The organism is Streptomyces sp. NPDC088915 (genome assembly GCF_044749825.1).
Classification (GTDB): domain Bacteria; phylum Actinomycetota; class Actinomycetes; order Streptomycetales; family Streptomycetaceae; genus Streptomyces.
Window position 1 is genome coordinate 72870 of sequence record NZ_JBIVIR010000011.1, and the last position, 16609, is coordinate 89478.

Annotated in this window: 15 protein-coding genes and 3 pseudogenes; 10 read left to right on the plus strand and 8 right to left on the minus strand. The window is 70.4% G+C overall.

The window, feature by feature from the left end; genetic code table 11:
• Positions 1-42: 42 nt before the first annotated feature.
• Positions 43-513, plus strand: coding sequence for a hypothetical protein (locus tag ACIP5O_RS20970; protein ID WP_356547973.1), 471 nt, complete (start codon positions 43-45; stop codon positions 511-513).
• Between the two features lie 64 nt (positions 514-577).
• Here the strand turns inward: ACIP5O_RS20970 and ACIP5O_RS20975 are convergent, their stop codons facing one another.
• From ACIP5O_RS20975 to ACIP5O_RS20990, 4 genes are all read right to left on the minus strand, one after another.
• Positions 578-2026 (minus strand): GH1 family beta-glucosidase, encoded by a 1449-nt coding sequence (locus ACIP5O_RS20975; protein WP_401295390.1) that lies wholly within the window; start codon positions 2024-2026, stop codon positions 578-580.
• 58 nt (positions 2027-2084) lie between these two features.
• The gene (locus tag ACIP5O_RS20980; protein WP_401295392.1) at positions 2085-2996 is read right to left on the minus strand and encodes a carbohydrate ABC transporter permease; all 912 of its coding nucleotides are present in this window, start codon (positions 2994-2996) and stop codon (positions 2085-2087) included.
• 4 nt (positions 2997-3000) lie between these two features.
• Entirely contained in the window at positions 3001-4005 is a 1005-nt protein-coding gene (locus ACIP5O_RS20985; RefSeq protein WP_401295394.1) for a carbohydrate ABC transporter permease, read from the minus strand.
• Positions 4006-4096: 91 nt separating this feature from the next.
• A complete protein-coding gene (locus ACIP5O_RS20990; RefSeq protein ID WP_401295396.1) occupies positions 4097-5431 on the minus strand; it encodes an ABC transporter substrate-binding protein in 1335 nt (444 codons plus the stop codon).
• Between the two features lie 371 nt (positions 5432-5802).
• On the opposite strand from ACIP5O_RS20990, the gene ACIP5O_RS20995 reads away from it, so the two are divergent.
• Both ACIP5O_RS20995 and ACIP5O_RS21000 read left to right on the plus strand, forming a co-directional pair.
• Complete coding sequence (locus ACIP5O_RS20995) at positions 5803-6855, plus strand: LacI family DNA-binding transcriptional regulator (RefSeq protein WP_401295398.1); 1053 nt, start codon at positions 5803-5805, stop codon at positions 6853-6855.
• 472 nt (positions 6856-7327) lie between these two features.
• Positions 7328-7762, plus strand: a complete 435-nt coding sequence (locus ACIP5O_RS21000) for a secondary thiamine-phosphate synthase enzyme YjbQ (RefSeq protein ID WP_401295400.1) — start codon at positions 7328-7330, stop codon at positions 7760-7762.
• Positions 7763-8272: 510 nt separating this feature from the next.
• Here ACIP5O_RS21000 and ACIP5O_RS21005 read toward each other — a convergent pair.
• A pseudogene (locus ACIP5O_RS21005) lies at positions 8273-8640 on the minus strand (transposase); the annotation flags it as partial.
• A gap of 90 nt (positions 8641-8730) precedes the next feature.
• Here ACIP5O_RS21005 and ACIP5O_RS21010 point away from each other — a divergent pair.
• From ACIP5O_RS21010 to ACIP5O_RS21040, 7 genes are read left to right on the plus strand one after another with little or no spacing between them, the layout of a single operon-like run.
• Positions 8731-8991, plus strand: a complete 261-nt coding sequence (locus ACIP5O_RS21010; RefSeq protein WP_401295402.1) for an acyl carrier protein — start codon at positions 8731-8733, stop codon at positions 8989-8991.
• Positions 8900-11125: a beta-ketoacyl synthase N-terminal-like domain-containing protein gene (locus ACIP5O_RS21015; RefSeq protein WP_401295404.1), complete on the plus strand. Its 2226-nt coding sequence runs from the start codon at positions 8900-8902 to the stop codon at positions 11123-11125. The genes ACIP5O_RS21010 and ACIP5O_RS21015 overlap by 92 nt, the downstream gene beginning before the upstream one ends.
• On the plus strand, positions 11118-12551 hold the full coding sequence (locus ACIP5O_RS21020) for a class I adenylate-forming enzyme family protein (RefSeq protein ID WP_401295406.1): 1434 nt from the start codon (positions 11118-11120) through the stop codon (positions 12549-12551). Before ACIP5O_RS21015 ends, ACIP5O_RS21020 begins: the two co-directional genes overlap by 8 nt.
• Before the next feature lie 5 nt (positions 12552-12556).
• The gene (locus tag ACIP5O_RS21025) at positions 12557-13108 is read left to right on the plus strand and encodes a phosphoribosyltransferase family protein (RefSeq protein ID WP_401295408.1); all 552 of its coding nucleotides are present in this window, start codon (positions 12557-12559) and stop codon (positions 13106-13108) included.
• A gap of 3 nt (positions 13109-13111) precedes the next feature.
• Positions 13112-13807: a dTMP kinase gene (locus ACIP5O_RS21030; protein ID WP_401295410.1), complete on the plus strand. Its 696-nt coding sequence runs from the start codon at positions 13112-13114 to the stop codon at positions 13805-13807.
• Positions 13804-14364: a hypothetical protein gene (locus tag ACIP5O_RS21035; protein WP_401295412.1), complete on the plus strand. Its 561-nt coding sequence runs from the start codon at positions 13804-13806 to the stop codon at positions 14362-14364. The genes ACIP5O_RS21030 and ACIP5O_RS21035 overlap by 4 nt, the downstream gene beginning before the upstream one ends.
• A 3-nt stretch (positions 14365-14367) precedes the next feature.
• The gene (locus ACIP5O_RS21040) at positions 14368-15051 is read left to right on the plus strand and encodes an IMP cyclohydrolase (protein ID WP_401295414.1); all 684 of its coding nucleotides are present in this window, start codon (positions 14368-14370) and stop codon (positions 15049-15051) included.
• A 244-nt stretch (positions 15052-15295) separates the two neighbouring features.
• On the opposite strand, the gene ACIP5O_RS21045 is transcribed toward ACIP5O_RS21040, so the two are convergent.
• The 3 genes and pseudogenes from ACIP5O_RS21045 to ACIP5O_RS21055 all read right to left on the minus strand — a co-directional run.
• Positions 15296-15778, minus strand: coding sequence for a hypothetical protein (locus ACIP5O_RS21045; RefSeq protein ID WP_401295416.1), 483 nt, complete (start codon positions 15776-15778; stop codon positions 15296-15298).
• 193 nt (positions 15779-15971) lie between these two features.
• Positions 15972-16154 (minus strand): annotated as a pseudogene (locus ACIP5O_RS21050) (transposase family protein); the annotation flags it as partial.
• Positions 16146-16608: pseudogene (locus ACIP5O_RS21055) on the minus strand (transposase); the annotation flags it as partial. The pseudogenes ACIP5O_RS21050 and ACIP5O_RS21055, both read right to left, overlap by 9 nt.
• Between the last annotated feature and the right edge of the window lies 1 nt (position 16609).

Consider the following 16609-nt stretch of genomic DNA (forward strand, 5'->3'; position numbering starts at 1 on the left):
TCCACGTCACACCAGTGACCCGATGTGTGGGGGGACAACCACATGCGCAAGAACCGAGCCGTCCGACTGGCCGCCACCGCCCTGCTCGGACTCGGCAGCCTCGGCGCCTTCGCCGGCACCGCGCACGCCGAGCCGATCGACTACGTGAAGATCGAGCTCGTCGAGCTGCACTGCCAGAAGAACAGCGAGGGCGACCACGACGAGGCCTACCTCAAGATCACCGACGCCAACGGCAACGCCGTCAAGGTCTGGCCCGGCGGCAGCCTCAAGTACCAGACCATGGGCACCGGTTACGTCCGCTCCATGGCCGACGGCAACAGCAGCGCGGCTCTCGTGCTGGGCAAGCAGCAGGCCCGCACCCTGACCCTGTGGGACTACGACTCGACCAGCGGCGACGACAAGCTCGGCGCCACCCTGGTCACCGGCTCCGAGGCCGGCGCCGAGACCCAGTGGCGCACCGTCGAGGGCTCCGGCGGCGTCTACGTCATCGGCTACCGGGTGATCGACATCTGACGTCACGTCAGGAAAGCCCGAGGGTCGTGCCGGTCATCGGCACGGCCCTCGGGGCGTCTCCGCGTCAGTCCGCGTCCGGAGCCGTCAGCTCGCCCGACCGCGCCACCCGCGCGTACCAGCGGGCGCTCGACTTCGGCGTCCGCTCCAGGGTGTCGTAGTCGACCCGGACCGCCCCGAACCGCTTTGCGTAGCCGTACGCCCACTCGAAGTTGTCCAGCAGCGACCAGAGGAAGTACCCGCGCACGTCCACGCCGTCCGTGAGCGCCCGGTGCACCGCCTCCAGGTGCGCGTGCACGTACGCGGCGCGCTCCGGGTCGTGCACCGAGCCGTCCGGGCCGACCACGTCCTCGTACGCCGCCCCGTTCTCGCTGATCACCAGCGGAAGACCGGGGTACGCGGCGGACACCCGCTTCAGCAGGTCGTACAGCGCGCCCGCGTCGACCGGCCAGCCCATCGCCGTCCGCTCGCCCGGCGCCCGGTGGAAGGCGACCCGGTCCGCCCCCGGCCACGGGGAGTGCTCGCTGTCGCCGTGGCCGTCGTCCTGCGGCTTCTCGGCGCCCTCCGCGACCTCCGACACCAGGGTCGGCGCGTAGTAGTTGATCGCGAGCAGGTCCAGCGGCTGCTTCGCCGTGGCCGTGTCCCCGTCCCGCACGAAGGACCAGTCGGTGAGGTGCGCGGTGTCGGCGAGCAGGTCCGCCGGGTAGGCGCCCTCCAGCATCGGCCCCAGCCAGACCCGGTTGCCGACGGCGTCGATGCGGCGGGCCGCGTCCAGGTCCCCGGCGGAGCCGGTCAGCGGCCGCACCTCGTGCAGGTTCAGCGAGACGGAGAGCTGCTGCGGACGGCCCGCCGGCAGCGCGGCCCGCAGCGCCTGGACCGCGAGCCCGTGCCCCAGGTTGAGGTGGTGGGCCGCGCGCAGGGCGGCCACCGGGTCGGTGCGGCCCGGCGCGTGCACCCCGGAGCCGTATCCCAGAAAGGCGCTGCACCAGGGCTCGTTGAGCGTGGTCCACCGGGAGACCCGGTCGCCGACGGCGTCCGCGACGATCCCCGCGTACTCGGCGAACCGCTCGGCGGTCGCCCGCTCCGGCCAGCCCCCCGCGTCCTCCAGCTCCTGCGGCAGGTCCCAGTGGTAGAGCGTCAGGGCCGGCTCGATCCCGGCGGCCAGCAGCTCGTCCACGAGCGCCCGGTAGAAGTCCAGGCCCTTCTGGACGGCGGGACCGCGCCCGGTGGGCTGCACCCGGGACCAGGAGACGGAGAACCGGTAGGCTTTCAGGCCGAGTTCGGACATCAGGGCGACGTCCTCGCGGAACCGGTGGTAGTGGTCCACGGCCACGTCACCGGTGTGGCCCTCGAAGACCCTGCCGGGGGTGTGCGAGAAGGTGTCCCAGATGGACGGGGTGCGGCCGTCCTCCGCCGCCGCCCCCTCGATCTGGTACGCGGCGGTGGCCGCGCCCCACAGGAAGCCGGGCGGGAACGAGCGGACGGCGGTGAGCGGCCGGGTGTCGGACGCGGTCATAGGAGGGAGCTCCCAACGCTGGTGCGAAATCGATACGTGGTGGTGGGGGAGGGGCCGGTCAGCTCTTGACGGCGCCGGCCGTGATGCCGCCCACGATGTGCTTGCCGAGGAAGGCGAAGACGAGCAGCAGCGGCACGGTGGAGATCAGGGCGCCGGTCAGCACGATGGCGTGGTCCACGCTGTGGTTGCCCGCGCCGAGCCCGGCGAGCGCCACCTGGAGGGTGGGGTTGCCGTCCGGGGTGAGCGCGATGAAGGGCCAGAAGAAGTCGTTCCACGACTGGACGAAGACCAGCATGCCGAGCACCGCCATCGCGGGCCGGGCCACCGGGAAGACCACGTGCCAGATCACCCGGAGGCTGTGCGCGCCGTCCATCCGGGCCGCCTCCACCAGCTCCACGGGCAGCGCCTCGACGAGGAACTGGCGCATGAAGAACACGCCGAAGGCGGCGACGAGCGAGGGCAGCACGACGGACTGGAGCTGGTCGACCCAGCCGAGGTCCGTGACGATCTGGTAGAGCGGGATGACGCTGAGCTGCGGCGGGATCGTCATCGTGGCGACCACGAGCGAGAGCAGCATCGTCCGTCCCCGGAAGGGGAGTTTGGCGAAGGCGAAGCCGGCGAGCGTGGAGAAGAGGACGGTGGACACGGCCACCAGGCTCGCCACGATCGTGGTGTTGACCAGGGCCTCGCCCATGTCGACCTGGTTCCAGGCGAAGGTGAGGTTGTCGAACAGGCGGGAGCCGGGCAGCAGCGGCGCCGGGGCCGCCACGACCCGCTCGCCGGTGTGCGAGGCGGCGACCACGTTCCAGTACAGCGGGAAGAGCGAGACCGCCGCGGCGAGGACGAGCAGGACGTACGTCAGCGGTCCGGCGTGGTGCTGCCGGCCGGCCGTCTGCCGGAAGCGCCGGCCGGACACGGGGCGTTCGGCCGCCGGGCTCGCCGGGCGGGGCGTGTCGAGTGTGCGGGCCATGAGGTCAGCCCCCCAGCTTCTTGCGGTTGTGGCGGGAGACGAGCGCCTGGACGCCGCCGACGATCAGCAGGAGCAGCAGCATCACCCAGGCGATGGCCGAGGCCTGGCCGAGGGCGCCGGTGACCCACCCCTTCTCGTACATCAGCAGGCTCAGCGTCTGGAACTGGTTGCCGCTGCCGCCGCTGATGCCGACGCTGCCGCCGTAGAGCATCGGCTCGCCGAAGAGCTGGGTGGCGCCGATGGTGGAGACCACGATCGTGAAGAGGATGGTGGGCCGGATGGAGGGGATCGTGACGCTGAGGAACTGGCGCCAGCGCGAGGCCCCGTCCAGGGACGCCGCCTCGTAGAGGTCCTGCGGCACGGCCTGCATGGCGGCCAGGTAGATCAGCGCGTTGTAGCCGGTCCAGCGCCAGGTCACGATCGTCGAGATGGCGATCTGCGCGGGCCACTTGGACGACTCCCAGTCGACCGGGCCGACGCCGGCCCATTCCAGGAGGCTGTTGATCATCCCGTAGTCGGTGTTGAAGAGCTGGGCGAAGACCAGGGTCGCCGCCGCGATCGAGGTGGCGTACGGGGCGAGGATCGCGACCCGGAAGAAGCCGCGGCCCCGCAGCTTGTAGTTCAGCAGGTGCGCCAGGCCCAGGGCCATGAGGAGCTGCGGGACGGTCGAGAGGACCCCGATGGTGAAGGTGTTGAAGAGCGCGTTCCAGAAGAACTCGCTGGTCGCGAGGTCGGTGTAGTTCTCCAGGCCCTTCCACTCGGCCCCGCCGCCGAGCTCCACCCGGTGGAGGGAGAGCCAGCCGGTGTAGATCAGCGGGAAGAGGCCGAAGGCGGCGAAGGTGAGGAAGAAGGGGGCGACGAAGACGTACGGAACCGCCTTCAGGTCCCAGCGGTAGAGGGTGCTGCGCCAGCCGCCGGGGGCGGGGCGCCGGCCGCGCGGGCCGGGGGAGGAGGGCGGGGCGGCGGGCGGCGGGGAGCCGTCGGACCGCGCCCGGACGGAGGTGGCCACGGGGGCGTCCTTCCAGGTCGATGCGTGCGCTGGTGCGGACGGTGCCGGTCCGCCGCCCGGCAGGCGGCGGCGGACCGGCACGCGGCCCCCGCTACTGGTCGATCTTGTCGTCGACCAGCTTCTTGACGTTCTCCCAGGCCTTGGCCGGGTCGGTGCCGCGCTGCTCGATGTCGAGGATGCCGTTGTCGGTGAGGAAGGTCTTCACCTGGCCGTCGTAGCGGCTGATGCTGGCGGGCGTGATCCCGGCCGCGGCGCTGGAGAAGATCTTGCCGACCGGGGTGTCGCCGAAGTACGGCAGCTTCGCCTCCTGGACGGCGACCGAGGTGAGCGTGTCCTTGGAGGAGGGGATGTTGCCGTTGACCGCGAACACCTTGGCGTGCTGCGCCGGGGCGGTCAGCCAGGCGGCGAGCTCGGCCGCCTCCTTGACGTGCTTCCCGGACTTCGGCACGGCGAGGAAGGCCCCGCCCCAGTTGCCGGCCACCGGCGGCGCGGCGATGTCCCACTTGCCCTGGTTGGCCGGTCCGGCCTGGTCCTTGATGATGCCGGTCATCCAGCTCGGGCAGGCGACGGTGGCGAACTTCGAGTTCTTGAAGGCCGCGTTCCAGGTGCCCTTCTCGTCGAACTGGCGCAGCTTGGCGGTGAGTTTGCCCTGCGCCGCCGCGACGGCGGTGTCCCAGGCCTTCTTCACGCCGGGGCTGTTCTCCCAGTCGAGCTTGCCGCTCGCGTCGGCGTACTGCACCGGGTCGCTGGAGACGACCGCGTTGAAGAGGCCGCTCGCCGAGTCGTGGAACGCGGTGCCCGCGGGCGCGTTCTTCTGGTAGGTCTTCCCGACCTCCAGGAACCTGGACCAGTCGCCGGCCCACAGCTTCCCGACGGCGTCGCGGTCGGTGGGCAGCTTGGCCTTGGCGAAGAGGTCCTTGTTGTAGCAGACGGCCATGGGGCCGATGTCGGTGCCGAGGCCGATCACCCTGCCGTCGGCGGTGGTCGCCTGCTTGACCTTCCAGTCGAGGAAGGCGTCGAGCTTCGCGCCGCCCTCCTTGCCCAGGTCCACCCACTTGTTCGCCATGGTGGAGCCGGTCGCCTCGGCGATGTAGCCGACCTCGATCGCCTGGACGTCCGCGAGACCGCTGTTGCGGGAGAGGCGCAGCTTCAGCGTGTCCCAGTACTTCTGCCCGTCGGCGACGTTCGATTCCTCGATCTTGATGCCGGGGTGGGTCTTCTCGTACTCGGCGTAGAGCTTGGCGCCGGTCTTGTCGTCGTAGCCGAAGGAACCGAAGGTCCCGACCCGCAGCGTGATCGTGCCGCCGCTCTTGGCGCCGTCGTCACCGTCGCTGCCGCAGCCGGTGAGCAGGGTCGTGCCGGCCACGGCGACGGCGACCGCCGCGATCGCCGTGCGGCGCCCGCGTCTGCTGCTGGAAGTGCGCATTCCACTCTCCTCGTCCAAGGTGGTGCTCGTTGTGCGCCAAGGGGTCCGGCCGGCTGATCGCGGCTCGGCGGCGGCCGGCCCGGACCCGTCGCGGGGTGTGCGCCTCGTCTATGGGAGCGCTCCCACGTCGTTGCCGGAAGGTTGCTGCCTGCCGGGTGCGGGTGTCAAGAGATGAACGCGGATTCGTTACGGGAAGGTTTTCCGGGGGTTTCGCGCCCTCTTCACGCCCCGGCGTGACCGCCCGTCACGTCATCTCCTGAACGCACCTCCATGGTGCGGAGGGCTCCGGATGATCTAATGTGGGAGCGCTCCCACCCGGCTGGGGGCCGAACGAACAGCCCGTACGTCCTCCGAGGGGAGCCACCGAAGTCGTGAACGGACGGCAGAACGGCAGACCCACCCTGGAACAGGTCGCGGCCAGGGCCGGGGTCGGCCGGGGCACGGTCTCCCGGGTGATCAACGGCTCCCCCCGGGTCAGCGAGCGGACCAGGACGGCCGTCGCCAGAGCCGTCGCGGAACTCGGCTACGTGCCCAACCAGGCCGCCCGCGCCCTGGCCGGCAGCCGCACCGACGCGATCGCGCTCGTCATCCCCGAGGCCGAGGCCCGGCTCTTCGCGGAGCCGTACTTCCTCGACCTCATCCGGGGCGTCAGCGCCGAACTCGCCGAATCCGACAAGCAGTTGCTCCTCACCCTGGTCCGCACCGAGCAGGAGCGGCAGCGCTTCGAGCAGTACCTCGCGGCCCAGCGCGTCGACGGCGTGCTGCTCGCCTCCGTCCACGGCGACGACCCCCTGCCCGACCGGATCGGGGAACTGGGCCTGCCGGTCGTCATGAACGGACGCCGCACGGAGGCCGAACCCGTGCCGTACGTCGACTCCGACAACATCGGGGCGGGGCGGGTGGCCGTCGCCCACCTGGTGGCGCGCGGCCGGAGCCGGATCGCGACCGTCACCGGGCCGCTCGACATGTACGTGGCGCGCGCCCGGCTCGGCGGCTACCGGGCCGGCCTCACGGAGGCCGGACTCGCGCCCGACGAGGAGCTGGTCTCGGCGGGCGACTTCACCGAGGAGGGCGGCCGACGGGCCATGCGGCTGCTGCTCGACCGCAGACCGGACCTGGACGCGGTCTTCGCCGCCTCCGACGTGATGGCGGCCGGCGCGCGCGGGGCCCTGCGGGAGGCGGGCCGCCGGGTGCCCGAGGACGTCGCCCTCGTCGGGGTCGACGACTCGCCGGTGGCACGGCTCATGGACCCGCCGCTGACCAGCGTGCGCCAGCCGATCGAGGAGATGGGCCGGACGATGGCGCGGATGCTGATACGGGAGATCGCGGAAGGCCCGGAGGACCCGGAGGGTCCGGAGGGGGGCCGCGCGGGGAACCGCCGCCGTGTGCTGCCGACGGAACTGGTCGTGCGCGAGTCTTCTTGAGGGGCGGGGCCCCGTGGCTCGACCGGATCGGGCCGGGGCGCGGGGCGGTGTCGCGGTCATGGCCGACCGGCACCGGCTCGGCGCGCACGGCCCGGACGTACGGCACCTCGCCGGCGCACCGGTTCCGGCCGACCCGCCTCGATCGCGAGGCGGGAAGCGCCATCCGCACGCCGAGCCCTCCTGGGCCACGGGGCGGATGCGCCCCGACCCGCCTGGACGGCCCGTCGTACGGCTGCCCGGGGCCGGGAGCCGATCGCCGGGCGGCCGTCCGTACCGCCGGGACCGCACGTCTTCGCGGCCCGGTACGACCACGCCGAAGAGGTACGGGACGCCTCCTCCGACACGTACCGCATCGCCCTGACCGCGCTCCGGGGCGGCTTCGGCCCGGCGCCGTCGACGTGACGGAGGGGCGGGCCCCGGGCGCCCCGCGTGGAGAGTTTGAGAGGACCGTCGGGTCGGCCACCATGGAGCCATGAGCCACGGATTCGAAACCCGCACCCTGGACGTCACCACCGGATCGTCGGAGACGGTCCACGACCTGACCCGGGAGTGCGCGTCCTTCCTGGCGGAGGTGGCACAGGGCCGCAGCGGCCTCCTCAACGTCTTCGCGCCCCACGCGACCACGGGGATCGCCCTGATCGAAACGGGGGCGGGCAGCGACGACGACCTCCTCTCGGCCTTCCACCGCCTCCTCCCCGCCGACGAACGCTGGCAGCACCGCCACGGAAGCCCGGGCCACGGCCGCGACCACGTCCTGCCGGCCCTCGTCCCCCCGCACGCGACCCTCCCGGTCATCGACGGCGAACTGGCCCTGGGGACTTGGCAGTCGGTCTGCCTGGTGGACACGAACGTCGATAATTCGGAGCGTCAGGTCCGGCTGTCGTTTCTCGGTGCTGCGGCACTGTAGGCCGGATCTGCGGCCGCCCAACCGACCGTGCGGGCGTGCTCGGGTGCGTCACGGCGCGGTGAACCGCGCCGCAGTCCGGCGTCGCGGGGTCGTCCGTCATGGCGAAGAGGAACGGCAGGCTGGCCTTCGTGCTCGGGTGCACGCTCCCCTGAGGAGCACCGCACCGTAGAAGTTGCCGAACGCCCCCTTCCGTACCTCGGGGTCGGGCGAGACGATGGCGCGCAGCCATCCCGGCACGCGTCGGTCGGCCCGTACGCGTGTGCCAGAGACGCCCAGTTGATGCTGTCCAAGTCGTCGATCATGTCCGGAACTGTGCGGGGCGGCACTGAGACTCCCGCCTTGGCCGACCACGACGCCCGTCCCCCGGCAGGGCCTGGGCGCCCGGGATGGGGCCGCGTGACCCGTGAAAGCGATAGCACAAGAAGCTTGTTGGACCGACCGAAGCGTCATAGACCAGTCATTGAGCATTGGTTCGTGTGTAACCGAGCCGAAACCCCCTTACTGATCGTTTCAGAATGGGATTCGTAGGCGCCGCGAGCAGATGATGCTGCAGGCGAGTTGGAGCAGGCCGAGGTGGAGGTCGGCGCGTATCTCGTAGCGAATGCGCAGGCGTTTGAACTGGTGGAGCCAGGCGAAGGTCCGCTCGACGACCCAGCGCGTCTTGCCCAGCCCCGAGCCGTGCGGGACGCCTCGGCGGGCGATCTTGGGTGTGATGCCGCGGGCGCGGAGGAGGCGCCGGTACTTGTCGTAGTCGTAGCCGCGGTCGGCAAAGAGCCGGCCCGGCCGGGCCTCGGCCGCCCGCGAAGTCCGCGGATACGGGGGATCAAGTCCAGCAGCGGCGCCAGCTGGGTGACGTCGTGCCTGTTCCCACCGGTCAGGGTGACTCGGCCCACGCCGCACGGGGGGTCGACTGTGCCGCCTACCGACCGCCGACAGCATTTCCCGTCTTTCACTTTGGAGTCAGTGTCATGAACCCTTCAGTCTTTGCTTCGCTCTGCGATGTGCTGCGCAAGCGCAGTGAAGAGCTTGCGGGACGTGACATTCAGGCGTGCGACAGCCTGATCGACCTCGGCATCGACTCCCTGGAGCGGTTGTCACTCGCCGTGGACGTCGAGAACCTCTTCGAGCTGCAGATCGATGACGCGGACCTCAACGGCGTCAAGACCGTCGAGGACCTCACGCTCCTGGTCGAGCGACTGCAGGCGGAAATCGGACGTGAGCGTGCCTGAGATCGTCGTCACTGGCCTCGGCTGCGTATCGCCTTTCGGGGAGGGCGTCGCCGCCTTCACCGCAGGGCTTCGCACCGGCCGGCCCAGTGAGTCGCCCCGGACCTTCGATCCCGCCGGTTACCGGAACTCGGGGGTGTACCACGCCGCAGCTGCCGGGCTCTCGCCTCAGAGCCGCAACCGGCCCGCCGAGCTGGCCGAGAAAGCCCTCGCCGAAGCCTTCGCCCAGGCCGGACTGGCTTCGGGCACCGTGCGTGCCGCCGGCCTGGCCATGGCCTCGACCAGTGCCGGCTGGCACCTGCCCGACGAGACACTGGACCCCGCCGGCCCGGCGCTCGATGCGGGCGCCGACACCCTCGCCCTGCGCAAGGAAGGGCCGGCGTATTGGCTGGCCGAGCGGTGGCGGCTCGACGGGCCGCACGTCACGATCTCCTCGGCCTGCGCTTCCGCGACAGGTGCGCTCGCCTGGGCCGCCGAGCGGATTCGCAATGGCGAAGCCCCGGTCATGGCGGCGGGCGCTGTTGACGTACTGACCGAGGTCGTCTTCGCCGGCTTCCATTCCATGCGGCTGCTCAGCACCACCACACGCCCGTTCGCCCGGGACCGGTCCGGCTTCGTGCTGGCCGAAGGTGCCGCGTTCCTGGTTCTGGAGGACGCGGACCACGCGCGGGCCCGGGGCGCCGAAGTCCTCGCGGTGCTCGCCGGGTGGGGCGCGAGCAGCGATGCCGCTCACATCACCACCCCCAGCGCGGAAGGCATCGCCCGCTCGTTGCGCGGTGCCCTCGCCGACGCCGGCCGGGGCCCGGAAGAGATCGCGGTCTACCACGCCCATGGAACGGCGTCCGTAGCCAGCGACGCAGCCGAGGCTTCAGCCGTCGCCGAGGTGCTCCGTCCGTCCGGCGGCCGGATGGCGGTGACGGCCACCAAGAGCGGCTGTGGCCACACCGAGGGCGCGGCCGGTCTGTTCTCCGCGATCGCGGCGGTCGACGCCATCCGGACCTCCCAGCTGCCGCCGGTCCTGGGAGTCGACGAGCCGGACCCGGCCTTCGAGGTGCTCGACCTCGCCCGGGGCACCGCACCGGCCGATTCTGTGGCCCCGGCAGTTGTCCACGCCTCCGGATTCGGGGGCGTCAACTGCACCGTAGTGCTCGACCGTCCGGGCCGGCAGCGTGTCGACGCCCTTCCGCCCCGGCGGAAGGTCCTGGTGCACCTGGCGGCACAGTCGTCCGCCGAACAGCCCGTGAGGCTCGCCGCGTTCGGCGACCCCATCGCTGACGAGACGCGGAACCTCGGGGAACCCCAGGACCCGGCCTTCGCTCGGTCGCCCGCGCCGGACCGGGTCACGGAACTGCTCGGTGCCACCGTAGGCGCGCTGCTGGGTGCCGTAGGGCCCGACACCGCGCAACGTGTCCGGAGCGGTGGTCTGTTGACCGGCACCGCCTTCGGGGGCCAGGCGAACCACGGCCGGATGCAGTCCGCGATCCGGGGCCGCGGGGGCCGGACCGTGGACCCGCTGGACTTCGCCAGGTCGACCTTCAACGTACCCGCCTCCCAGTGCTCGTCCGCCTTCGGCATCACCGGCCGGCTGGAGGCGTTCCTCGGGGCGACCGGGGGAGTGGAGGCGCTGCTCTCGGCGGCCGAGGCGGTGGCCACCGGCCGCGAACAGGCCGTGCTCGCCGCGGGCTACGACGCACCGGAGAACCGCCTGTGGCGGTACGAGAAGGACCCGGACGTTCCCGCCGCGGCCACGGCCCTCCTCCTTGGCACGCCGCAGGCCGCGTCGGCCGGCAGCATCGTCGAACTCGCGGCCTTCCGCCGCGTCGCGCCGACGTCGCGGGCGAGGTCCGCCGCCGCGTTGCTCGCCGCGATCGCCGAGGTGGACCGGCAAGGCGCCGCCGACGAGGTATGGCTGGACCCGGCCGGCCTGGAGGAGGACACCGTGTCGCAGCTCCTGGCGGGACTGGCGTCGCCCCACGTCGTGGCGACGTCGGAGCCCGGGGCGGCCTCTCCCCTCGACGGGCATCTGCGGGCGCTGACACGCCTTGTGTCCGGCGACCTCACGTCACTGACCGTCGTCACGACTGCCGAGTGCGCTCCCTCGGCCGTTGTGCGCTACCAGCGGACTGATCGTGTCTGACGCCTTCATCTCCCTGCTGACGGAGCACGCACTGCGGCGCCCCGACCGGCTCGCGATCGCCGACCCGAACGTCGAACTGACCTGGAGTCAGCTCGCGGCGGCCGTGCGGAAGCGGGCACTGGAACTCCCGGAAGCGAACGGTTCCGAGCCCGCCGTTGCGGCCCTGCACCGTCCCAGCGACACGGCCTGGCTCATCGACGCCCTGGCGCTCCGCTCCCGGGGACTGACCGTCGTCTGCTTCCCGCCCGCGATGCCCCGGCTCGCGGTCGCCCGGCAGGCCGACGCCTTTTCGGCCACGGCGCTGATCGGCGAGGTGAGCGAACCGCTCGCGGGTGAGATTCGTTCGCCGCATGCCTGGTGGCGCGGGGCCTCGCTGGTGCATCTGACCTCCGGCACGACCGGCACCGCCATGGGAGTACCGCGAAGCGAGGAGAACCTCCTCGACGAAGCGGAGTCCGTCGCTGCCGGCCTGGAACTCAGCGCCGACAGACCGTTGTTGTGCGGCACTCCGGTCGCCCACAGCTTCGCTTCCGGGCTCTTCCTGGCCGCGCTCACGGTGGGCGCACCCACCGTGGTGGTGCCGTCGTTCGATCCCGCGACGACGACGGATCTCGCCGAGCGGTATGCCCCGGCCCTGCTGTGCGGGACGCCGTACGTCTTCAGGTCGCTGCTGCGCTCGCCCCGGGTGCGGGCGGGTGCGTTGAACGGCGTGCGGATGCCTATGACCGGCGGTGCCCCGCTGCACGCGGACCTCGCCGCCGACTGGCTGGAGACGACCGGAACGCCGCTGGTCCAGGAGTACGGCCTCTCCGAGGGCGGGATCACGACCGTCAACCACACCCACGCCCGTGAGACACCGGCCGCGGTCGGCCGTCCCCTGCCCGGCGTACGGATCACCGTCGTGGACGAGCACGGGCAGGAACAGGGTCCGGGGCAGATGGGGCGGATCCTCGTCACCCGGAAGGGCAACCCGTCCTTCTACGTGGGCTCGGCCGGGCAGCTCGTGCCGGTCCCTGGAGGGACCGACGCCCGGCCCGGGGCGGTGGACACGGGAGACCTCGGCCACCTCGACGGCGCGGGGCTCCTCCACCTCACCGGTCGAGCCAAGACGCTGATCAACGTCGCGGGCTCCAAGGTCGCCCCGCAGACCGTGGAAGCCGCCCTGCTGGAGCACCCGGACGTCCAGGACGCCGCCGTCATCGGTCTCGCCGACGCGACGCGTGGCGAGATCGTCGCCGCCCTGGTCGAGGGAGATCCTGGCGAGCTGCGACCCGGGGACCTTGCCGACCATCTGCGGCGCCGACTGAGCTCCTTCATGGTCCCGCGGCGCTGGCACATCGTGCCCGCCGCACCACGCACGGCCTCGGGCAAGCCCGATCTTCATGCCATCCGACAGTACTTCGAGAAGGGCGGCCCCACATGCTGAGAGATGTGTATCTCGGGGCAGATGTTCTGGACACCGGCTCCTACCTGACCACGGTCAACGAACTGTGCGACCAGCTCCCGGCCCTGCGGCCCGAGCTGCTCTGGTACGTGACCTCGCATCTGAGGACCCGGGTCGACCTGGACGGTGTCACCAAGGTCCTGGTGGAAGAAGAAAAGGGAGCCCCGATCGGTACCGCGTTCTCCCTCATGACCGGGCTTCCTCTGGCCATGGCCAGGCACTACCCGTACGAGTTCCCGAGCCGGCAGGTCGCCTTCTCCAGCGAGTACGACCGCAGCACGCTGAACGTCAACGGGATCGACCCCGGAGACCGGGTCTGCATCATCGACGACACCCTCTCCACCGGTGGCACGGTCGCGGCGCTGATCGAGGCCGTACGGGACCTCGGCGCGGAGATCACGTCCGTGGCAGTGGTCGTCGAGAAGGCCGACAACGGCGGCCGTGAACTGCTCGAACGCGACCTCGGCGTGCCCGTCCACTCCCTCATGACGATCAAGGTGTCGCCCGACGAGGTGCATGTCGTCGAGGGGATCGCCTGAGCCATGACGACCTCCACCGCGGCGGCCGTTCAGGCCGCCGACCGCCCGGTCCTCCCGACCCTGACACCGCTGACCGCACCCGGTCTCCTCCTCGTCGTGGAGGGCACGGACGGTGCCGGCAAGACCACCCTGATCGGGCAGATCGGGGAGCGGCTGCGGGCCGCCGGTCACGATGTGCTCGACACCTTCCAGCCCACCCGGAGCGCCCGCGCGCACGAGGTCTTCCGAGGCTTCTCGGAGATCGGCGGCGCACAACTGGAGCTCTATCGTGCGCTCTACCTGCTGACGCTCGGCGACCGCCTCTACCACGCGCACGCCGTGATGCTCCCCCACCTGATGAACGGCGGCGTAGTGATCTGCGACCGCTACCTCTACACCACGATGGCCAATATGCTGGCCCGTGGGCAGGAGTTCGAGCCCTGGTTCGTCGAGGCTGCCGGCCATCTTCCCCAGCCCGATCTGTCGGTCCTCGTCCACTGCCCGGTGGAGACGGCCGTCGAACGGATCCGTTCCCGCCCCGAGGAGGCGGAACGCCCCATCGACCTGGACCACATGGGCCGGGTGTACGAGAGCTTCCGACGGCTCGAGGCGGCTGGCTACCTGAGGGGCATCGACACTTCGGTGACCGGGATCGAGGCGACGAGCGACAGGGTCCGGCAGTGGGCGGACGAAGCGTTCGCCGCGAAGGCCCAGCGGTGAGCCGACCGGCCGGCACCCTCGCCCAGACGCTGCGCGACGTCAACCCCTTCATCCAGGCCCGCCGCGGTGACGGAACCCTGCTCCTCGACTACCTCGACGGTCATCGGATCCTGGGAGACCCGACCGCCCTCGCCATGGCCGCCGACGCGATGGCCTTCCAGATCCCAACCGAGGCCGACCACGTCGGTGGTGAGGCCGTGGCCGGCAGCGGTCTGGCGTTGGCCGTCTCGCTCGCGGCCCTCAACCGAGGACGTCTGCTGCCTGCACGAACGCTGCGGCAGCACCCGAAGGAGCACGGTGTGGTCGGGTTCCTGAGCACCGCCGTCCCCCCGGCCAGCACTTTCGCCCTGGTGGACGACGTGGCCGGCACCGGCGCCGCTCTGGAACGGAGCACCCTTCGCCTGCGGGCCCTGGGCCACCATGTGGTAGGAGCGTGGGTGGTGGTGGACCGCCGGAATGGTGCCGCCGAGAGGCTGGCCCGACTGGGCGTCCCGCTCACCGCACTACTGACGATCGACGAGCTCAGAACCGTGGGCTCTCACCTCGAGAAGGCATGACGCATGACAGACCTGAAGACTCTGCTGGCCTCGAACCCCTACCCCGGCCGAGGGGTGCTGTGCGCCCGGACTCTCTCGGGGGCGGTGTTCGGCGGCTACTTCCTCACCGGACGCAGCGCCGCCTCGAAGGACCGGGCGCTGCGCCTCGTCGGTGACGAGCTGCTGGTCGGGCCGACCGCGGAGACCGAGCACGATCCGCTGCGCCACTACGCGGCCGCACTGGCCACCCCCGAGTGGCTGGTGTTCGGCAACGGCGAGCAGGTCTCCGAGGTGACCGAGCGACTGCGCAAGGGCGCCTCGGCCGCCGACTCGCTCGGCGAGCTCGAGTACGAGCCCGACCCGCCGATTCGCACGTCCCGGATCACCGCACTCCTCAGTTGTGACGGCGGTCGTACTGCGGTGCTCGGTGCGGCTCGCCCGAGTACCGGATCCCGGCTGACCACCAACGTCATGACCCTCACTGTCCGCGACCTGGAGCCCGGAGAAGCGGTTCTGATGACCACGTACCGGTCGGACGGACAGACCGTCTCCGTGGCCTCGCCCTTCGACGAGACCACGACCGGCGCGAACGACGCCGCGGGCCTGCTGGACGAGATCTGGTCTGCCTTGAATCCCGAGTACCGGGTTGCCGCGGTCGTCCTCGACCCGTCCCGGGGGCCGGCCTCCGCGATGCAGCGGTCGATCTGACCGATCCACGTGTTCTCCGGCCCTGTTCGCGGGGCCGGAGAATATCTTCACCCTTTCTGGATAAGGAATCGCCGTGGTGTTTCCTCTATCGGACTGACGTCGAAGCCGCAGATTTTCGGCGGGGACGTCATTGACGAAGAAGGTGTGTTTTGGCACGCCTGAAAACGTCAGGAATCCGCAGTTCCGAAGCTTATGATCCCAAGGGCTTGCGCATTTCCGTCGAAACCTGAAAGATGAATGCGGTTCATGCGGGGAGAGGTCGCATATAACACTTCTGACTGCGATCGGGGCTTTCTCGTAGGTTCCGTGATTCCGTCGAATTCCTGATTCGTCGGTAAGTGAAAACCTCGACCTCGACCACCCGAAGTCCCGCGTGCGTGCCCACATACACGTCGACAACCGCTTCGAGGGCATCACCCGCTTCATCGAGCTGCACCGACCACCGGTCTTTCTCAAGCCGGTCGGTTGTCATCTCCCAGAGCCGCCGGAATTCCTCGGCAGGGATCGGGAACTCCACTTCCGAGCGCACGTTCACACCCTCTCCGTGCGCCGATGACGGCGACTTCACCGTCATCAGGTACGTCTCGTCCATCGAGCGGACGCGAATCTCTATTGCCGCCTCCGGCGCGGACAGGTATGCCTGACGTATGTGAACTCGCCGGCTGCACTGCGGTATTTCCCAATCCTGCACCACCTGGAATTTGCGTTCAATTTCCAAAACCGCCACGGGGCACTCCGTTCACTTGACGACGAAGCAAGAATCCATCTTCTGATCTTGAGTGTCGAATGGGAGTTATTGCGAGGCTTTGTACAAGCCAGGTCGGCTCTCTTGACAGGAGATCCGAGTCGTCACGGCGTGTCAAGGGTACTGGCGAAGAGCCAGGCCAGGACGTGTACTTGATAGTGATCCTTTTCCATCTTCACTCTGAGCTGGCCAGATGTAGCGTGAGGACAGCTTGGACGATGTTTGTAATGCGGGTGGTCGAGCAGTGGAGCTTCCTGAGGAGCCGCCAGGACTTGAGAGTGGCGACGGCCTGTTCGACCAGAGCCTGGATCGTCGCGTGGGACCGGTTGACGGCCTGCTGACCGGTGGAAAGGCGGTCCCGGGCGCGTGCGGTGGCGGTGCCGTAGAGGCGAGTCTCGGCCACGGTCGCTGCGTCGGGGGTGTTCCAGGTGATGGGATCGCCGAAGACGAACTCGCCACCGTGGCGGGGCGGGCGGCCCCGGGTGCCGGGCTCACGGCGCAGGACACGGTTCCGAGCGCATCCGCCCAGCACCTGCACCGGAAGGTCTTTGAGTAGGAAGGCCAGGCGGGGCACGTCGTATCCGGCGTCGACCACGATCAAGATGTACGGGTCGCTGTCCTTCCACTGCCCGGCTGCGATCAGCCACTCGGCCAGTTCACGCATCCGCCGGGCGGTGACCGTGGCGACGTCGTCGCCGGATGCCAGACGCAGCGCGTCCAGCGGCGCGGTCCACGAACTGCGGCCTGTCTCCAGCGCGCAGATCACCGAGTACGGTCGGCCGGGGAACAGGAATGTGCTGGTCCTTGCTCTTC